The 16,006-nt window shown below is 54.8% G+C and carries 16 protein-coding genes; 9 read left to right on the top strand and 7 right to left on the bottom strand.

Annotated features, from left to right (window positions below):
- Positions 1-145: 145 nt before the first annotated feature.
- Entirely contained in the window at positions 146-1,357 is a 1,212-nt protein-coding gene (locus tag OSC50_RS05345; RefSeq protein ID WP_266246428.1) for a site-specific integrase, read from the top strand.
- Here OSC50_RS05345 and OSC50_RS05340 read toward each other — a convergent pair.
- Complete coding sequence (locus OSC50_RS05340) at positions 1,350-1,889, bottom strand: hypothetical protein (protein WP_048363506.1); 540 nt, start codon at positions 1,887-1,889, stop codon at positions 1,350-1,352. The genes OSC50_RS05345 and OSC50_RS05340 overlap by 8 nt on opposite strands.
- Positions 1,890-2,009: 120 nt before the next feature.
- Between OSC50_RS05340 and OSC50_RS05335 the strand changes: the two genes are divergently transcribed.
- The 6 genes from OSC50_RS05335 (at position 2,010) to OSC50_RS05310 (ending at position 7,248) form a co-directional block, all read left to right on the top strand.
- Positions 2,010-2,210 (top strand): helix-turn-helix domain-containing protein, encoded by a 201-nt coding sequence (locus OSC50_RS05335; RefSeq protein WP_048363505.1) that lies wholly within the window; start codon positions 2,010-2,012, stop codon positions 2,208-2,210.
- Positions 2,211-2,595: 385 nt separating this feature from the next.
- Positions 2,596-2,880, top strand: a complete 285-nt coding sequence (locus OSC50_RS05330) for a hypothetical protein (protein WP_048363503.1) — start codon at positions 2,596-2,598, stop codon at positions 2,878-2,880.
- Positions 2,877-3,149: a DUF3077 domain-containing protein gene (locus tag OSC50_RS05325; RefSeq protein WP_048363502.1), complete on the top strand. Its 273-nt coding sequence runs from the start codon at positions 2,877-2,879 to the stop codon at positions 3,147-3,149. The genes OSC50_RS05330 and OSC50_RS05325 overlap by 4 nt, the downstream gene beginning before the upstream one ends.
- Positions 3,146-6,034: a DUF927 domain-containing protein gene (locus OSC50_RS05320; protein WP_266246435.1), complete on the top strand. Its 2,889-nt coding sequence runs from the start codon at positions 3,146-3,148 to the stop codon at positions 6,032-6,034. Before OSC50_RS05325 ends, OSC50_RS05320 begins: the two co-directional genes overlap by 4 nt.
- 98 nt (positions 6,035-6,132) lie before the next feature.
- A complete protein-coding gene (locus tag OSC50_RS05315; protein WP_266246437.1) occupies positions 6,133-6,975 on the top strand; it encodes a chromosome segregation protein SMC in 843 nt (280 codons plus the stop codon).
- A 93-nt stretch (positions 6,976-7,068) separates the two neighbouring features.
- Positions 7,069-7,248, top strand: coding sequence for a hypothetical protein (locus OSC50_RS05310; protein WP_434085160.1), 180 nt, complete (start codon positions 7,069-7,071; stop codon positions 7,246-7,248).
- A 640-nt stretch (positions 7,249-7,888) separates the two neighbouring features.
- Here the strand turns inward: OSC50_RS05310 and OSC50_RS05305 are convergent.
- The 5 genes from OSC50_RS05305 to OSC50_RS05285 all read right to left on the bottom strand — a co-directional run bounded on the left by OSC50_RS05305 (position 7,889) and on the right by OSC50_RS05285 (position 12,879).
- Positions 7,889-8,464, bottom strand: coding sequence for a hypothetical protein (locus OSC50_RS05305; protein WP_266246441.1), 576 nt, complete (start codon positions 8,462-8,464; stop codon positions 7,889-7,891).
- The gene (locus OSC50_RS05300) at positions 8,454-9,653 is read right to left on the bottom strand and encodes a hypothetical protein (RefSeq protein ID WP_266246443.1); all 1,200 of its coding nucleotides are present in this window, start codon (positions 9,651-9,653) and stop codon (positions 8,454-8,456) included. The genes OSC50_RS05305 and OSC50_RS05300 overlap by 11 nt, the downstream gene beginning before the upstream one ends.
- A gap of 443 nt (positions 9,654-10,096) precedes the next feature.
- Positions 10,097-10,957, bottom strand: coding sequence for an SMP-30/gluconolactonase/LRE family protein (locus OSC50_RS05295; protein ID WP_065883888.1), 861 nt, complete (start codon positions 10,955-10,957; stop codon positions 10,097-10,099).
- 39 nt (positions 10,958-10,996) lie between these two features.
- Entirely contained in the window at positions 10,997-11,470 is a 474-nt protein-coding gene (locus OSC50_RS05290; RefSeq protein WP_015371102.1) for a DMT family transporter, read from the bottom strand.
- An 11-nt stretch (positions 11,471-11,481) separates the two neighbouring features.
- Positions 11,482-12,879, bottom strand: coding sequence for an amidohydrolase family protein (locus OSC50_RS05285; protein WP_015371103.1), 1,398 nt, complete (start codon positions 12,877-12,879; stop codon positions 11,482-11,484).
- 145 nt (positions 12,880-13,024) lie between these two features.
- On the opposite strand from OSC50_RS05285, the gene OSC50_RS05280 reads away from it, so the two are divergent.
- Positions 13,025-13,936, top strand: coding sequence for a LysR family transcriptional regulator (locus OSC50_RS05280; RefSeq protein WP_015371104.1), 912 nt, complete (start codon positions 13,025-13,027; stop codon positions 13,934-13,936).
- Here OSC50_RS05280 and OSC50_RS05275 read toward each other — a convergent pair.
- Positions 13,849-15,096 (bottom strand): MFS transporter, encoded by a 1,248-nt coding sequence (locus tag OSC50_RS05275; RefSeq protein ID WP_266246449.1) that lies wholly within the window; start codon positions 15,094-15,096, stop codon positions 13,849-13,851. The two genes, OSC50_RS05280 and OSC50_RS05275, sit on opposite strands and share 88 nt — an antisense overlap.
- Positions 15,097-15,184: 88 nt before the next feature.
- Between OSC50_RS05275 and OSC50_RS05270 the strand changes: the two genes are divergently transcribed.
- Positions 15,185-15,979: an AraC family transcriptional regulator gene (locus OSC50_RS05270; RefSeq protein WP_266246451.1), complete on the top strand. Its 795-nt coding sequence runs from the start codon at positions 15,185-15,187 to the stop codon at positions 15,977-15,979.
- The last annotated feature ends 27 nt before the right edge of the window (positions 15,980-16,006 follow it).

The following is a 16,006-nucleotide window of genomic DNA, read 5'->3' as shown; positions in this document are numbered from 1 at the left end:
GGCCAACCTTCCCCTTAGGAGGGTCATATAAAGCCCAGCCACCATTGAGGAAGCGCAGCGTTTATTGGCCCTAGCGTCCGGTTGTGTCCGTAAAAACGACTACGTATAGTTCTTTTTGCACCCACCATGCACCCATGGGAACAAATTGAAAGAGAAGCTAACAGCCAAACTGCTCGGATCACTGCACGTCACTGGCAACGAATACGAAGTTCACGATACCACCGTCGGCGGTCTATTCGTGCGTGTTACTGCCGCAGGTGCAAAATCTTACGTCGTCTCCTGGGCCCGTGGCCGGAAGAAGACTTTAGGCCGTGTCGGCATACTCACGCTTGATCAAGCGCGCACTGAGGCCACTCAGTACCTCGCAGAAGCCCGAGCACATGGAGAGCCTCTGGCGGTCAGTCAAGGCCGAAGGGGCGCCACCCTGCCCTCCTTACGCGACTTCATTGAAGACACCTATATGCCGTGGTTCAAGGCTCATCACAAAGGCCACGAGAAGACGCAGCACACCCTCAGTAATAACTTTGACCCAATCATGTCCCAGCGCCTGGACGCGATCACCGGACGAGACCTGGAGCAGATCCGCACCGGTTGGATGCAGGCCGGCAACAAGGCCTCGACGGTGAATCGAAAAATGGGCTCGATTAGTGGTGTTTTCAGTCGTGCCGTTGAGTGGGAGTACATCGATACACACCCGCTGACCAAGCTGAAACAGCTCAAAGTCGATTCAAAGGGGGTGATTCGCTACCTGGCTGCTGACGAGACCAAGCGTCTACGCGACGCCCTGGACGCTCGACAGGATGAAATGAGGGCCGAGCGCGAGAGTGCAAACACCTGGCGGACGGACCGCCACAGAGAGCCGATGCCAAGCCTGCTGGAACTGCCTTTCACCGATCACCTGAAGCCAATGGTGTTGGTATCGTTGAATACCGGCATGAGGCGCGGAGAGCTGTTCGACCTGAAATGGTCAGCAGTGAACTTCGGCACCAAGACAATCACAGTCGCTGGGGCCACCACCAAGACCAGCGATACGCGCCACATCCCGATGAACAAGGAGGCGTTGGGCGTACTTGAAGCCTGGAAGAAGCAGGTGAAAAAATCGCCGTATGTGTTCCCTGGCCAGGACGGCGGTCGCTTTGAAGACGTGAAAAGCGCCTGGCTCAAGTTACTTGAGCGGGCGCAGATCGACGGGTTCCGCTGGCACGATATGCGTCACGACTTCGCTTCACGCCTCGTAATGGCCGGCGTACCGCTCAACACGGTACGGGATCTGCTAGGGCACGCCGATATTAAGATGACACTACGATATGCCCATCTGGCGCCTGAAACAAAAGCCGCTGCGGTTGAACTCATTTAGCCAGAGAGTGAGCTCGCATACTTTTGTAATCGGCATAGCCCGGCTGAAGTGGCTTGTTGTTCGAGAGGAACCTCACGTATTCCTCAACAATTGGCCATTCCCTCTCCACCAACGCAAGGTTCACGCGAGGTTGCATTCGCGGTTCAAAGCCAAACGTATCTTTCGAACCGTTTAGATCCCCAAAAACATCGAATTCCCCGTCGAAATACTTATCGCCGTTGATAAACATAGCGACCATCGACAACTCCTCGCCAGCAAAATCAGGCCCTAGAGTTCCAGCGCGTAATTTGTAAAGCGTTTCATTCTCCGACCAGATCGCCGCGAATGCGACCATGAAACTGACTTTCTCCAATTTTTTTTGCGGAGTTTTAAACGGATTCGCAATGATTCTGTCATTCATCCCATTCTCAAGGCATGACTCTAGGATCTTTACGATTTTCTCGTTTCGCGAGACCGCCAGCAACTCCAGCGCGGCTTTGAGGTAGGGGTCGACCCTAGCTGATAAAACCGCCTTCTTTGAACGATTAGCCATTTTCCCTCCTCTGAATGTCCACAATATTTTTGCTTGCAGATCGTGTTACTTACAAATAGGATGTTTACGTCCGGACCAGTATCGTACAGTCCGCTCCACCGATCAAGGACAGGCAAGCTAATGAACAATCCCGAACACATTTCCCCCCTTGCAGTTAGCGTTGAAGACGCAGCCCGCGTGGTTGGCTATTCAAGATCAGGCGTTTATGAGCTCATCGCTGCGGGCGACCTTAAAGCTTTCAAACTCGGACGGCGGCGTCTGATTCTGATGACCGAGCTCAAGGCGTGGATTGAACGCGCAGCAAAGGAAGGATCAAGGTGAGCGCGTCGTTATTCGAGGGGGCAAATCTGCAAAGAATTCTATCGCGCAGCTTAGCTCTATACCTGTCCCTCGAAGAAAAGGGTGTCGAGTCAGTGTTCGTACCACTGACTCGACTGTCACACAGCAAATCTGAGCAGACCGCAATGCAACCTTCTAAGCATATCACCATAAATTTGATAGACCATATGGGGGTAATTCTTGATCAACGCAGAATGTCGAACACGACACGAGTAGTTGACCTTGAAGTCCTTCGTTGCTGTGGCGCCTATAAAATTCAAGTGCCGCTCAACTCCCTCAACAAGCAAGATTATCAATACGCCGAATGGGCGGACTCAAACGCCCAAACAATCAAACATGAAAATCTGAGAGTCTTTGGGGGTGCCCAATGAGCATGCTCCCAGGCTTTGCACTGCCCGAGGATTTGCTCTGCGTCAGCCAGGACGCCGAAGCCGGTCTGCCTATCGACGCCATCACCTGTGCGCTCGACCGTGCCGATTCAGTTCTCATGCTGTTGGAAGATCACTTAGACGGCGATAAACCCCTGCTTTCCAACCGCGTGCTGTCGTCTGTTATTTGGGACGTGCGCGGCACCTTGGGTTTGATCAAAACACTCGCCATGTACGGTGATGCCTCCTCTGTGCCGATGGGCCAGAAAGGCGGTGCGCTGTGACCCACTCCAGCACGCGTGGACGCTCCGAGTTTTCCCCTGCCAACGGTAACGGCCAAAACCTGTTTCGGGTGAATGCCGGTATCCCGCTGGAGGATGCACTTGAAGCCGTCTCCCAGATTCTGCACCACGCCAATCAACTGATCCTCGATGCAGCCATCAGTGATGCGGGCGAGCGTTTTAGTTGGCCTGCCTTCTACCTCGGCGAAATGGCAAAGGCACTGATCGACGACGTGAACGAGGCGTTGCTTGAGTCGAGGACCACACCATGACTCAGCGCACTGGCAACAACTCAAAACGTCCCAGCTTTGCCGACGTAAAAAGTGCCGCTTTGAAGAATATCGACCGCGTCCTTACTCACTGGCTGCCAAACGGCAAACGTGTCGACGGCGGTAATGAATACACAGCACCGAACCCGACGCGCACGGACAAACGCGCAGGCTCACTCAAGGTCAACTTGAGCAAAGGCACCTGGGCGGATTTTGCCACTGGAGATAAGGGCGGGGACCTGATCGACCTGGTGCGTTACATCGATGGCGGCACCGACGTTGAGGCCTGCAAAAAGCTGGCGGATCTGCTCAGTGTTTCCGCAGGATCTGCAACCACCAAAAGCGCACCGACGAAAAGCGCAGTGCCTGAGTGGGTCGCGATTCAGCCGATCCCGGCCGAGGCCATGAACAAGTGCCCTGCCAAGCACCGACAACACGGCACCCCGTCCAAGGTGTGGATCTATCGCGATGCTCAGGGCCAGCCGGTCATGGCGTTGTATCGCTTCGACCTGGGCCCAGATGAAGATGGCAAACCGCGAAAGGTCTTTGCGCCGTTGACCTGGTGCAAACGCTCCGATGGACAAACCACACAATGGCGTTGGCAAGGCTTGCCTCAGCCAAGGCCCTTGCTGCGTCTGGATGAGCTGGTACAGCGTGCAGATGCGCCTGTGGTGCTATGTGAGGGTGAAAAGGCCGCTGATGCCGCTGCTGAACTGATGCCCGACTACGTCGCCACCTGCTGGCCGAACGGCTCCAACTCTTGGCAAAAGGCTGACCTGACGCCACTCAAAGGTCGCACGGTGGTGCTGTGGCCAGATAACGATGCCAGCGGCAAGACCTGCATGGAGGCCATTGAGCTCAAGCTGATAGAACTGGGCGCTGCATCAGTGCAAGGAATCTCGCTCGACGTGTTCAAGCTCAAGCCAAGCAGCAAAGGCGGGAAACCGACGATCGTTAAGGGTGGAAAATGGGCGGATAGCGACGACGCAGCAGATGCGTTAGCCAAAGGCTGGACCGCAGGCCACGTCGCCGAGTTGGTACGCAACGGCGAGTTTTTCGGCACTGTCGTTGAGCCCACTGAGCCTCAACAAACGAAGGGGAAGCCACCTTCCAAACGCCCTGCGAAATCGAAAAATGACTCATTGCCGGGCGGCTTTCGCCTAACACCTGAAGGGGTGTTTTACTCTGGTGATGATGGCGAGGCGCGCCCCGTGTGTTCACCTCTCGAAATCATCGCTCGCACTCGCGACGACAAGGGTCACAACTGGGGCTTGCTGGTCGAGTTTGACGACCCAGACGGCGCCAGAAAGCGCTGGAACATTCCGGCCCGAACCATGACCGGCGACTTCGGCAAAGACGTGCTTGGTCCGCTGGTAGACATGGGCCTGCGCCTTGCCGGGAGCCGATCAGGACGCAATGCCCGCAACGACCTACAAAGCTACCTCGGCGGCTTCGACAGCGCCCAGCGCGCACGTTTGGTCACACGCTTGGGTTGGCACGACAACGCATTCCTATTGCCCGAACAGCAAATCGGCTCACACGCCGAACACCTGCATTTTTATGAAGCCGGTGCGCAGCTTCCACCAATCAGCGAAGCGGGTTCTCTGGAGCAATGGCAGCAGCAAATCGGCGCGCTGTGCGTTGGTAATCACCGATTGGCGTTTGTCGTCTCTGTGGCCTTTGCGGGACCTCTGCTGAACCTGCTTGGTCATGAGTCGGGCGGTTTCCACCTCTACGGCGACAGCTCCGGCGGCAAGACCACCCACTTGCAGGTCGCTGCCTCGGTCTATGGCGGGCCGCGTCTGGTGCGTTCGTGGCGTTCCACGGATAACGCCCTGGAGTCTATCGCCGCCGCCCACTCAGACGGTCTTCTGGTGCTGGATGAAATCGGCATGTGCGACCCGCGCATTATTGGCGAGACGGTCTACATGCTCGGCAACGGCACTGGTAAGGCCCGGGCGAATGATCGAGGACAAGCGGGCCGACAGGTGCAGGAGTGGCGCTTGCTGTTTCTCTCGACCGGCGAGAAAACGTTGGCGCAGCACATGGCGGATGCCAACAAGGAGCTGAAAGCCGGTATGGAGGTGCGCATGCTCGCCGTGCCTGCGGATGCGAGCAAAGGTCTCGGCATGTTCGATGTGCTGAACGGTTTTGAGGATGCTGCTGCCCTCTCCGATGCGCTCAAGGCCCGTGTAGCAAAATACTACGGCACACCCCTCACCGCCTTCCTGCACGCACTGTGCGCGCCAGGAGAAATGCTCAGGTGGTCGGTGATCGTGCGCCGCACGGTGGAGCAGTTCATCACCCAAAACCTGCCCGCCTCGGCCAGTGGTCAGGCACAGCGTGCAGCACTTCGCTTTGGCCTCGCGGCAGCGGCCGGAGAGCTGGCTACCGCTTTCGATGTGACTGGTTGGCCGGATGGCACAGCTACGACCGCTGCCCGCGTGTGTCTGCATGCATGGCTGACCGAACGCGGCGGCGCCGGGAACTTCGAGGGCGATGCGATCTCGGCGCGATTGCGTCAGGTCATAGAGCGCTTTGGCGAAAGCCGCTTTACTCGCTGGGAGTCTACCGCCGCAAAGATCGATGAGCACGGGCCGCGCACGATTGATCGGTTGGGCTTTCGCAAGACCCTGGAACACGGCATGGGCGACGCCCTGCACACCACCAACACCTACTACGTTTTGCCTGAAGCCTGGCGTGCCGAAATCTTCAGAGGCATGAACATCAGTGCAGTAAATAAGGAGCTGCTGCAACGGGGCATGCTCGAACCGGGAAGCGATGGCAAGGCGTACAGCTTGATTCGTCTACCTGGGTTAGGACCTCAGCGCTGCTATGTGGTGAAGACAGTTCCAGGAAAGGACGAACGCGAGGCAAAAGCCGCCTAGCTGTAAGCCTACAGATCGAGGTAGCGCCGGCTCATTCCCGGCCTCGCCAGCCGTTCAACGACCATGCCTATCAAACGTAGTGCCCAGAGATAATACAGATGACCACTATCCAAGAACTGAAAGACCGCCGCGACACACTGACACACGAAATGGAGAGCATTCGGCTCGACCTGGCACCCTTTGAAGCGGCACTAGAAAGCCCAGAGGTTATCCAACAGGGCCGTCAACGGGCCGTGCAGGATGAAATCAACGATCACAAAAGACGCATCGACTCGCGAAATCTAGAGATCAGCGCACTGAACCAGAAGATAGACCGCCTTGATACATTGGCAAACCGTGAGAGCTTGGCTGCGGGCTATCTCAGCGATATGGCGAACTGGAAAGCCGACGAAATGGAACTCAACGAAAAGCGCAGCAGCATCGAGATCCGGTTGCAGCAGGTCCGCCAGAGCGATCAGGAAGACATGGCAAAGGCCCGACAAGCTGAAACTGACGCAGCCACTGCCTATGCACAGGCCGTCGCCTGGGGCGATGTCGAAGGCGAGAAAGCTGCTAACGCAGAAGCTCAAAAGGCAGCAAAGAACCTCACGGGTGCTGCTGAGCATCACCGCCGCCAACAACTGCTCATCACCGCGCTGGAGCAGGAGCTCGTGACGATTGACCTGCATATCACAGAAGCACAAAAAGAGCGCGCCAAGATCGAAAACCAAGCGGCTCATCTGGCGAACACAGTGTTAGAAGAACAATGGAATAAGGCCGCGAAAACACTGCTGGAGACAGGCGGCAAGCTTTGGGCAGCACGCAACCTGATTAGTCGTGACCCGGTGGGACTGATGAAGCTGGATATCCCTGAACAGGGCGAGCACTTTGGAAGCTGGACCTGGCGCGAACTCGTGGATCGCTCACACCAACACAGCCTGCTTGACCTGCTGGCCGCCTAATCCAAACCTACCCCGAAGCAACCGGCGAGGGCTGGTTGCTTCGGGCCTACCATCGGTCCAATCATGAACAAACCACCACAGAACAGCGCACAGATGCCTGATTACCTGAAGGCCCGAAAGCTCCATTTAAACGGGATAATTGTCGTCCTAGCTGGCGTGAAAAAGCTCAACGCAAGAGCAAACAAAAATACCAAGGTTGAGACGCTCACGATTGATGCAATCAAGGCAGAGCTTGATTTCATTGACCTTCAACTCAAAAGAAAGGGCGACTGATAAAGAGGCGGAAGCCTAAGAAGCTTCCGCTTCGATAGGTCCTCCCATTACGAAAAAGCCTCCAGATTTTTCGGCTTCTGATCTTTGGCGGATGTGGACTTAGGACCGCTTTCGGCTAGAAGCGGTCACTCCGTCGCCCCTACGAAACCGGGAGTTTCAGTCACAGGTTTCGCGGACGAAGGGCGCGCCCCTAAACATCCTTTTCTTGCAACAAAGCCGACCCGCTCGCGGGACTACCTAGATTTACTCTTTGGTCAGAGCGCCCCAGTCAATGTCATCGCGTTCTTCAACCACGATGTTGATGCTACAGAAGAGTTCTGCGCCGACGCGGGTGTAGCTAACAAAGGCGCGTTTTCACCAGACCTTTCACGCTAACGTGCCCCTCCATCGCTGGGACGTGCACCACGTCCCCAACGTTGGGTATGAGAGCGAATCCCGACTCGCTTTCAAATTCGACACCGACGACATCTCCATCGTCAGAAGGTCGCAGGTTTCCCTTGTGCAGTTGCTGATAGTCGATATCTGTACTTCATCTATCACTCCTAAAAACGGAGTACGCAGACTGCATACCCCTGTATAAGAGCCCGCTCAGGATGCTGCGCGCAATTTTTCCTTGGCCACTAAGCTAATCGTGATGGTATCAATAAATTGATATTGATAAATATTTATCGTTTGGTATGTTTAGCAAAACTTTTTGGTCTTTGTCGATAGTAATCACCCAGACCTCAGAGTCGCTCTTGTAAATCAAACACCCGACTATTGTTTTTTTCTCTGTAACAATGCTTGCTCGAGTGCATGTAGTAGAAGCTGCATGTTTTTCACCAGCTTCTTTCCCCGAGGTAAAAGAGTAGCTGGTGATGATGGACATCATTACAAATAAGTACGCCCAGCTAATTGTGTGAACGGACTTTCCTATGCTTGAATTCTTTATATTTACAAATAGCTCTTCTAAAAAGCCCGATCCAAGTTTTTTGAGTATGGAATTTATAATGGCTAATACTAGTGTTATTGCGATTATAATTAAGGCCGGCTTAAAAGCAATATGTAAAAGCTGTCTCCCGCCCTCAAACAATATTCTTTCAAGCGATACGGAAAATAAATCTGGATTGCCGTTTATTTTTCGGAAAAAGGAGTTGTAATAAGCAATTCCGGTTGCGTAGGAAATACCTGTTACTACGAATGTTCCGCCGGCTATGTCAACAATATTACTGCGCATTTGAGCCAACTCTTGTTACTTTTATTCCCGCCTTGTCTTCAAGGTTCGTCGTGTCATGCTTGGGTACTGAAAGGCGAAGCTTAGCCTTGACTTTAGCCGTTTTCTGACCAGTTTTGATTTTTCCGAATGCATCAGCATTCTTTCTTGCGAGCTCTCCTAATAACCGGTCTACGTTTTCGTCTCCATCCCTCTGTAAGAGCCGTTCGTCAACTATTTCTGCAGGAGTGTAAATATTGAACGCGTCGTCAGCGGGACTAAGTTGGTCAGCCGCCGCTACCGCGGTTATCTGCCCCGAGGTGAGTAGAAACGCCAGAGCAAAGGCTCGTAAAACGAACTTAGGGTTCACAGATAGGGGAAGGGGAACCTTGTTAAAAATCCCTCCAGGCGATCCAAAATATGCCTTGGCGGTTAAATCAAATTCTTCCCAAGCGATATCGTCGTTTAAAAGATTGTTGACAAATTCGTCACTAAGCTTTCTTTCTAGAAGCTCTTCAAGTATTACCTGGACGCTTGAGAGATTGTCAAACAACTTGCTAATTATTTTCCCGTTAATGTCTGATCGTGTGCCGATTCGATTGGAGAAATAGAGCTCATTGTTATAGGTGAAGAATGGATAGATCAGTCCAAATATATCCCGCCAGTGTGTGTCTAGATTGGTGACGGTATGACGCGATTGAAATGTTCCCTTAAGCAATCCTCCTACAGTTTCTCTTTTTATTATAGGCCCCCATTCGACACCTTTCCTGAGTCGGTGTTTCAATTTGACTGTCGTCATTTTCTCAGGATCGGCAGAAGAGGCAATAGCTCGACTGCTAAGTGTGGCTTTTGATGATGTGCAGACACCAATCATGATATGAGTGGTGTCAAGTGAGACAACTAAATCTCCTTTCTTAATATCGTTGAGGAAGTGATCTATCTGGTGAAAGCAGTTTCTGCCGGATGCGTTAAACTTCGGTATTTTTGAGGTTTTGTCAATGTATCTTTCGTTTTCAAGTATTAAGCGCCTGATCTGCTCGTTACTGGGGATCTTTGGACTTCCATGGTCTAGGTGATTATAGAATCTATCCAAATGCTCAATAGAAATAACTGAACCCGTTCTGAAATGACGTAAGTACTTTCCGCCCTGAGCGCGAACCATCCAAATACGCTGTCCAGTGTAATGAGCAATTTTAATTTCGGACAAATCCATTTTCTTCAATTCCCTACGGTCGAGTCAAGGTCACAGAGAGCGGCACAGTAATGAGGTGATGAATGCTCCCTCTTTTTGTAAAGGTTCTATTCTAGTCAAGTTCTTATCGAATGCCATCATTTTGGCATCCGCAGCGTTGGTAGTTTCGCCGGCTGTATTTTTCCCGGTCGAGTTTTGCGCACGCAGTCGCCCCCAGTTCCGTCAGCGGACTCGCGTCCATCTATACCGGCTTAGGATGAAGCCGGCGTACGCCATTGTGAAGCGAGAAAAAGTTACAAAAGCCTGTTCAGTGGTCTAAAGCAACGTCGATTTGACGAGTTGTAAAGGGCAGCTTATGGCCGATAGCAGTCGCTCGCGGACTAGCGCTTTCGGCCAGAAGCGGTCATTCATACGCGTCTACCAAGTTGGCATTCAGAACGGCGCGACAGGCTAGAAACTACTATTCAGTGCAGTCGTCCTGTAAATCGCTCTTCAGGGGATCCGGCAGCTAAAACGGCTTCGGCTTTTATCAGCGTGCCATCGAAATCTGCCGGCTTATCCAGCCCTATCCGTGCGCTGGTGCAGTAAAGCGTTTCATAACCAAGTCCCGCTAACACCGGACAAGTGGTCTGAATACACGGGGAGTCGATCACGCTGTCAACTTTGCCGTCAGTCGCGTAACGCACGACTCTGCTACCGCCCCATTCCGCATTCCAGAGAAAGCCCTGCGCATCAATACAAGAACCGTCTGGAGCACCCTGACCGTTGACTGTAGTGAATACACGCTGGTTTTCTAGCGACGGGTAATCGCAGCAGAAAATGCATCCTTGCAGGGAGTCCGCGTAATACATGGTGGAACCGTCCGGGCTAAAACAGATGCTGTTCGGGATCGCCACTTCGGGAAGGTCCAGCGTTTCAGTCTTGAGCGTCGCGGCATTGAACCGGTGAAATCGCCCTATAGTTTGCACCGCCTCACCGGCATCCATAGTGCTAAACACAAAGTTGCCCATACGGTCGCAGCGGCCATCATTGACCCGGGTTCCGGGTACTCCAGGCGTGATGGTAATTTTGGTGAAGCGAAGAGTACTCAGGTTGTAATAACCTAGGCAGGAGGCCAATCCCATTAGCAATACGTCTGTATTGGTCGTAAGGGCGAACGACCCCAGCGGCTCGGGCACTCGCCAGTGCTGTACTTCACCGCTCACGGGGTCCAGAGCAAGCAGTTCGCAACCAGGGATATCGGTCCAGAACAGGCGTTCCGTTCTTTCACACCAGACAGGGCACTCGCCAAGAAGACTGGTGGTGCCGCTTAGGGTTTTAAACATGGTTGCGTCCTACGAAACAGGATGGGGCAAACAAGGCAGTCAGTTGGAGAAAAGCGCTGACCACCTGTCACCGAACAGGGCGATGGCCAGTCCTGCGAGCATCACCATCGACCCGGCCAACTTGATGAGAGACACCGGCCTTTCCGATGCCCCCATCAATCCGAAATGATCGATAACCAGTGAGGAGATAATCTGACCTGCGATAGCGAGGCCCAGCAGGGCTGACAGGCCGATTTTTGGCGCAAGCACCACATAACTAAGCAAGGCACCGGCACCCAGCAGACCGCCCAGCAGGCTCCACCAGGGCTGGGCAGGTATAGCCGCCAGTGAGGCCACTATCCCGCCACGCATCAATGAAAAGACGCCCAGGCACACCGCTCCGGCAGTAAATGAGAACAGCGCCGCCGCTACGGAATCTCCACCCACACCTTTAGCGAGTTGACCATTCAGCGTGGTCTGCAGGGTAATGCCAAGCCCCGCGGCGATGGCCAGCAGGTAGTAAGCTGCGTTCATTTCGCGCCTCCTTACTTGGCTGACTCAAGCGGCATGAATGTCTCGGCAAAAATATCCGGCTGGTAGCCTGCGGCAGCAAACAGATGCTCACGGGATTCGTCGATTGCTGCACGCAGCCTTTCGCTGTCCACGCCCAGCACCTTGCCGCCGCGCTTGACGATGCGCCCGCCAATCATGACCGTGTCGACATTGCTGCGTTCGGCCGCGTGTACCACGGTGCCGAATGCGTTACCCGACGGGTAAAGGTTGATGTCCTGCGCATTGATAAGGATCAGGTCGGCCTGTTTGCCGGGGGTCAGGGTGCCGACTTTGTCCTGCAATCCTGCACAGGTGGCGCCGTCAAGAGTGGCGGCTTTGAGCAGGCCATGAGCCGACAGGGTCACCGGATGATGCTCTGCGCCGCAGCAGCGCTGCTGGTGCATGCCCATGACGCGTTGCAGGTAGAACGCCACCCGCATCTCCATGAACATGTCACCGCTATAGGAGGTTTCGTTATCGACACTCAGCCCCGGGCTGATGCCGTGACGCTGGGCCGACTGCATGGCGAACATTCCATCTTCAATGCCGTAGTGGGCATCTGAACGCGGGCATACGTTGACCCGCACGCCAGCCTCGCGAATGATTTTCCAGCCGGCGTCCGGCAGCGCTGTGCAGTGGTTGAAGATGTTATCGGGGCGCAGCAGACCCTCGCGATGCAAACCCTCCAACTCAGCTGCCATGTCCCCGCCGAAGAATTCGGTAATGATAGGCAGCCCCAAGCGCCGGGCCTCAGCCCATAGCTCAGGCTCCAGCTGCGCCATTACCGCCAGCGAGAGCAGCGGGTTGTCACCGTTCTTGACGTATTTCCCCTGGAGACGCTCCAGGTTGCCGGGCCAGTGGGCTTTGTCCCACTCACCAGAAACTGGCGCACCGGAGGCGTGTACAGACCGGATACCAGCATCGAGCAGCGCCTCGACCGCGGCGTCGGAGTGCGCGCCGGTGCGGCTGTTGTGCGAGTTATCGACCACGGTCGTGATGCCCGCATCGATGCACCCCAATGCAGTCAGTAGATTGCCAATATACATGTCAGCCGGGCGATAGTATTTGGCGAACGAGAAGTGCGTTGCGTTGCAGTAGTCTTCCAGGGTTTCGGCATTCGGATTGATTCGACGCAGTTGGCCCTCCCAGGAGTGACGATGCGTATCGACCATGCCGGGCATGGCAATCATGCCGGATGCCTCGATAACCATAGCGTCGCCGGCCTCGATGTTTTCACCTATGGCCGTGATGGTGCTGCCTTCGATAAGGATATCGCCGCGCGCCAGATTGCCGATATCACCGTCCATGCTCAGCACAGTGGCGCCGCGGATAAGGGTGCGGGCGGCCTGAGCGGTCGGGGCCTGCACAATGCTGCGGTTATATTCAGCCATTTTCTGTACACCTCTTCAAATTTCGTTGGAAGCAATGTACGCAATGCGATACTGCGGGAAAAAGATGGTTAAACTGTTTTTATTATTCAATATCTACGAATAATAACGACTTTACCCGATCACTGCTTTGAGGCTGCTAACAGTCATGGACCGTATTCAAGCGATGCAGGTTTTCGTACGTGTGGCTGAAGCAGGAAGCTTTATCCAGGCGGCGCAGACGCTCTCTCTGCCGGCCTCCACAGTTACCAGCAGCGTTAAAAATCTTGAGAAGTACTTGCAGGTACGCCTGCTGAACAGAACAACGCGTCGGGTCAGCCTGACCTCTGAGGGCGCACAATATCTGGCGCAATGCCGGGAAATATTGGAGCTGATCGAACACACAGAGACCAGCCTGACGGATTCCGTAAAACGGCCACAGGGGCGTTTGCGTGTCGATATGCCGGGTGGCATTGCACACTTCATCGTCATGCCAAACCTGCAAGACTTCTACAGGCGCTACCCGGATATCTACCTGATGATAGGCGTCAACGATCGGCAGGTTGATCTGGTTCAAGAGGGTGTCGATTGCGTTATTCGTACAGGCGAGCTCGATGACTCAACGCTCGTTGCGCGCCCACTCGGTCGGTTTCGCTGGGTAACCTGTGCGTCTGCCGCCTATCTCGAAGAGAACGGCACTCCGCAAAATCCGCAAGATTTGTCTCACCACCGGGCCATCCATTACTTCTCGGGCCGCGCAAGGCAAGCAGGTGAAATGCGCTTTGCCCGTGGTACCGAAAAAATCTCAGTCCCGGTGAACGGCACAGCGGCCGTCAACGAGACTGGGCTTTACATCAAAATGTGCCTTGAAGGCTTCGGGCTGGTGCAGCTCGCTGAGAACGTGGTCAGCGAGCATCTGCGAGAAGGGCGACTGGTCGAAGTGCTTGCTGACTGGCAGCCCGCATCGGTTCCTGTTCACCTGCTATACCCGCATCAGCGCTTTTTATCGCCAGCTGTGAGCGCATTCGCTGACTGGATTGCTGGGCTTGTTCGCGACGATGATTCAGCAGATTCAAGTTGAACGTTGCGCCCGGCCAGCATGCCGGTGAATGCTCCGGCTACGGAGATTGCGGCTGTGATCAGCAGCGGTCCTGTCCAGCCACCAGTCCAGTCGTGCAGTTGGCCCAGCAGCAAGGGGCCTGCGGCTGCCATCAGGTAGCCGACGCACTGCGCCATTCCTGAAAGTGCCGCCGTGTCACCGGCATTTTTTGTGCGCAAGCCGATGAAGGTCAGGCCGAGCATCATGCTGGCACCAGAGCCGAAGCCCAGGACCGCGGCCCACAACATGGCGTAGTCTGGCGCGTAAATGAGCCCGATCAGGGATGAGGCGGTTAACAGGCTGACGGTAGCGGCTGCCAGTTTCTGGTCTTTGAGACGACGAAGCGTGGCCGCCAGAATCAAGCCGGGAATGGCCGTCGTCAGTTGAAGCGTGCCGTGTACCGTGCCTGCTTGCTCCGGGGATATGCCATGGTCCATCAGAATGGTCGGCAGCCAGCCGACGGCGACATAAAAAGGCATCGCGTTCAGCCCCATGAACAGTGTGACCTGCCATGCCAGCGGCGAACGCCAGACGGCCACGGTTGGCGCTTGTTTCGGACCTGACAGATTTACGTGTTCGTGTTTTTTCAACTGCGGCAGCCACACCACCAGCGCCAACAACGGGGCTGCGACCAACAAACTCAGGGCAATCGGCCATCCCCATGATTGGGTCAGCGGAACTATTACGGCTGAACCGACAGCGCCCGCTGCACCCATGGTGATGGAATAAGCGCCGGTCATGGACGCCATTTTTGTCGAGAAGTCGCGTTTGATCAGGCCGGGCAGCAGCACGTTGCCCAGGGCGATCCCAGTGCCTATCAATATCGTACCGGCGTACAACACCCATGCGCTGCCTGCGGAGCGGAGCAGGATGCCCGCTGAAATGACCAACAGTGCACCGAAAAGCGTGCGCTCGATGCCGAACCTGCGGGCGACCGATGCGCTGAGCGGGGAGAAGGCTGCAAAGGCAAGTAATGGCAGTGAAGTAAGCAGGCCTAGAGCTGAGGCGCTCAAGCCAAAATCAATCTGGATCAGCGGCAAAACGGGCGCGATGCTGGTAAAGGGAACGCGCAGGTTCACGGCGATAAGCAGAATGCCTGCGACGAGCGCGATGGCATGCCACTTGTTTTTTGTATCTGACATATTCTTTATCTGTCCTCTTAAAAGAAGACAACTGTAGAGAACTTCAGAACCGGCTAATATAGATATCAAGACACCTGATATCTAAATTATGCCAAGCTCAAAAAATGTCGTTTCCTCGCCGGAAGATTTCGATTCAGACCTTTTCGCCCAGGCAGCGATTGCCCTCAAGGTTGCGCCTGACCTCAATGATTCGGGTGCCCGTCCGCATGATCATCGCAAAGGCCAGCTCATCCTGTCTTTGCATGGCGCAGTGAGCTGTGAGGTGCAAAATGCACTCTGGCTTGTCCCTCCCCAGCACGCCGTATGGATCCCGGGCGGCACGCCGCACAGTTGCCGAGTGACCGAAAACGCCCGGACCTGCTTTCTGTTCGTTGAGCCCGGTGCGGCAGCCATGCCTGAAGAATGCTGCACGGTTGCCATTACGCCCCTTGTTCGGGAGATGGTCCTGCATCTCGCTGAACAGGAACCTGCTTACCATTCCGAGGGCAAGACAGCTCGGCTGGTTGCAGTGCTGCTTGAGCAGCTTTCCGATGCCCCGCTGAAAGAGCTGCATTTGCCGATATCAGACCACCCCAAGATCAAACAACTCGCGGATACGCTCTTCTCAGATCCAGGCGACCGAACCACGTTGCGCGAGTGGGCCACTCGGCTTGCAACCAGTGAACGAACGCTGGCCAGGCTTGTAGAAAGCACGACCGGGCTGAGCTTCGGACGCTGGCGTCAACAATTGCATTTGATGATCGCACTGAGTCATTTGGCGGAGGGGGTATCCGTGCAACGTGTGGCGGGCATCCTGGGATATGACTCTGTTAATGCATTCATCACTATGTTCAAGAAAGCACTGGGTAAACCGCCTACTCAGTATTTTTCCTCTCTGCGCTAGTGCTCTGCTGGCTGATACAAAGCGCCG

Source organism: Pseudomonas quebecensis (genome assembly GCF_026410085.1).
In the GTDB taxonomy this organism is placed as follows: Bacteria; Pseudomonadota; Gammaproteobacteria; order Pseudomonadales; family Pseudomonadaceae; genus Aquipseudomonas; species Aquipseudomonas quebecensis.
This window is presented reverse-complemented; position numbering and strand designations above follow the sequence as displayed.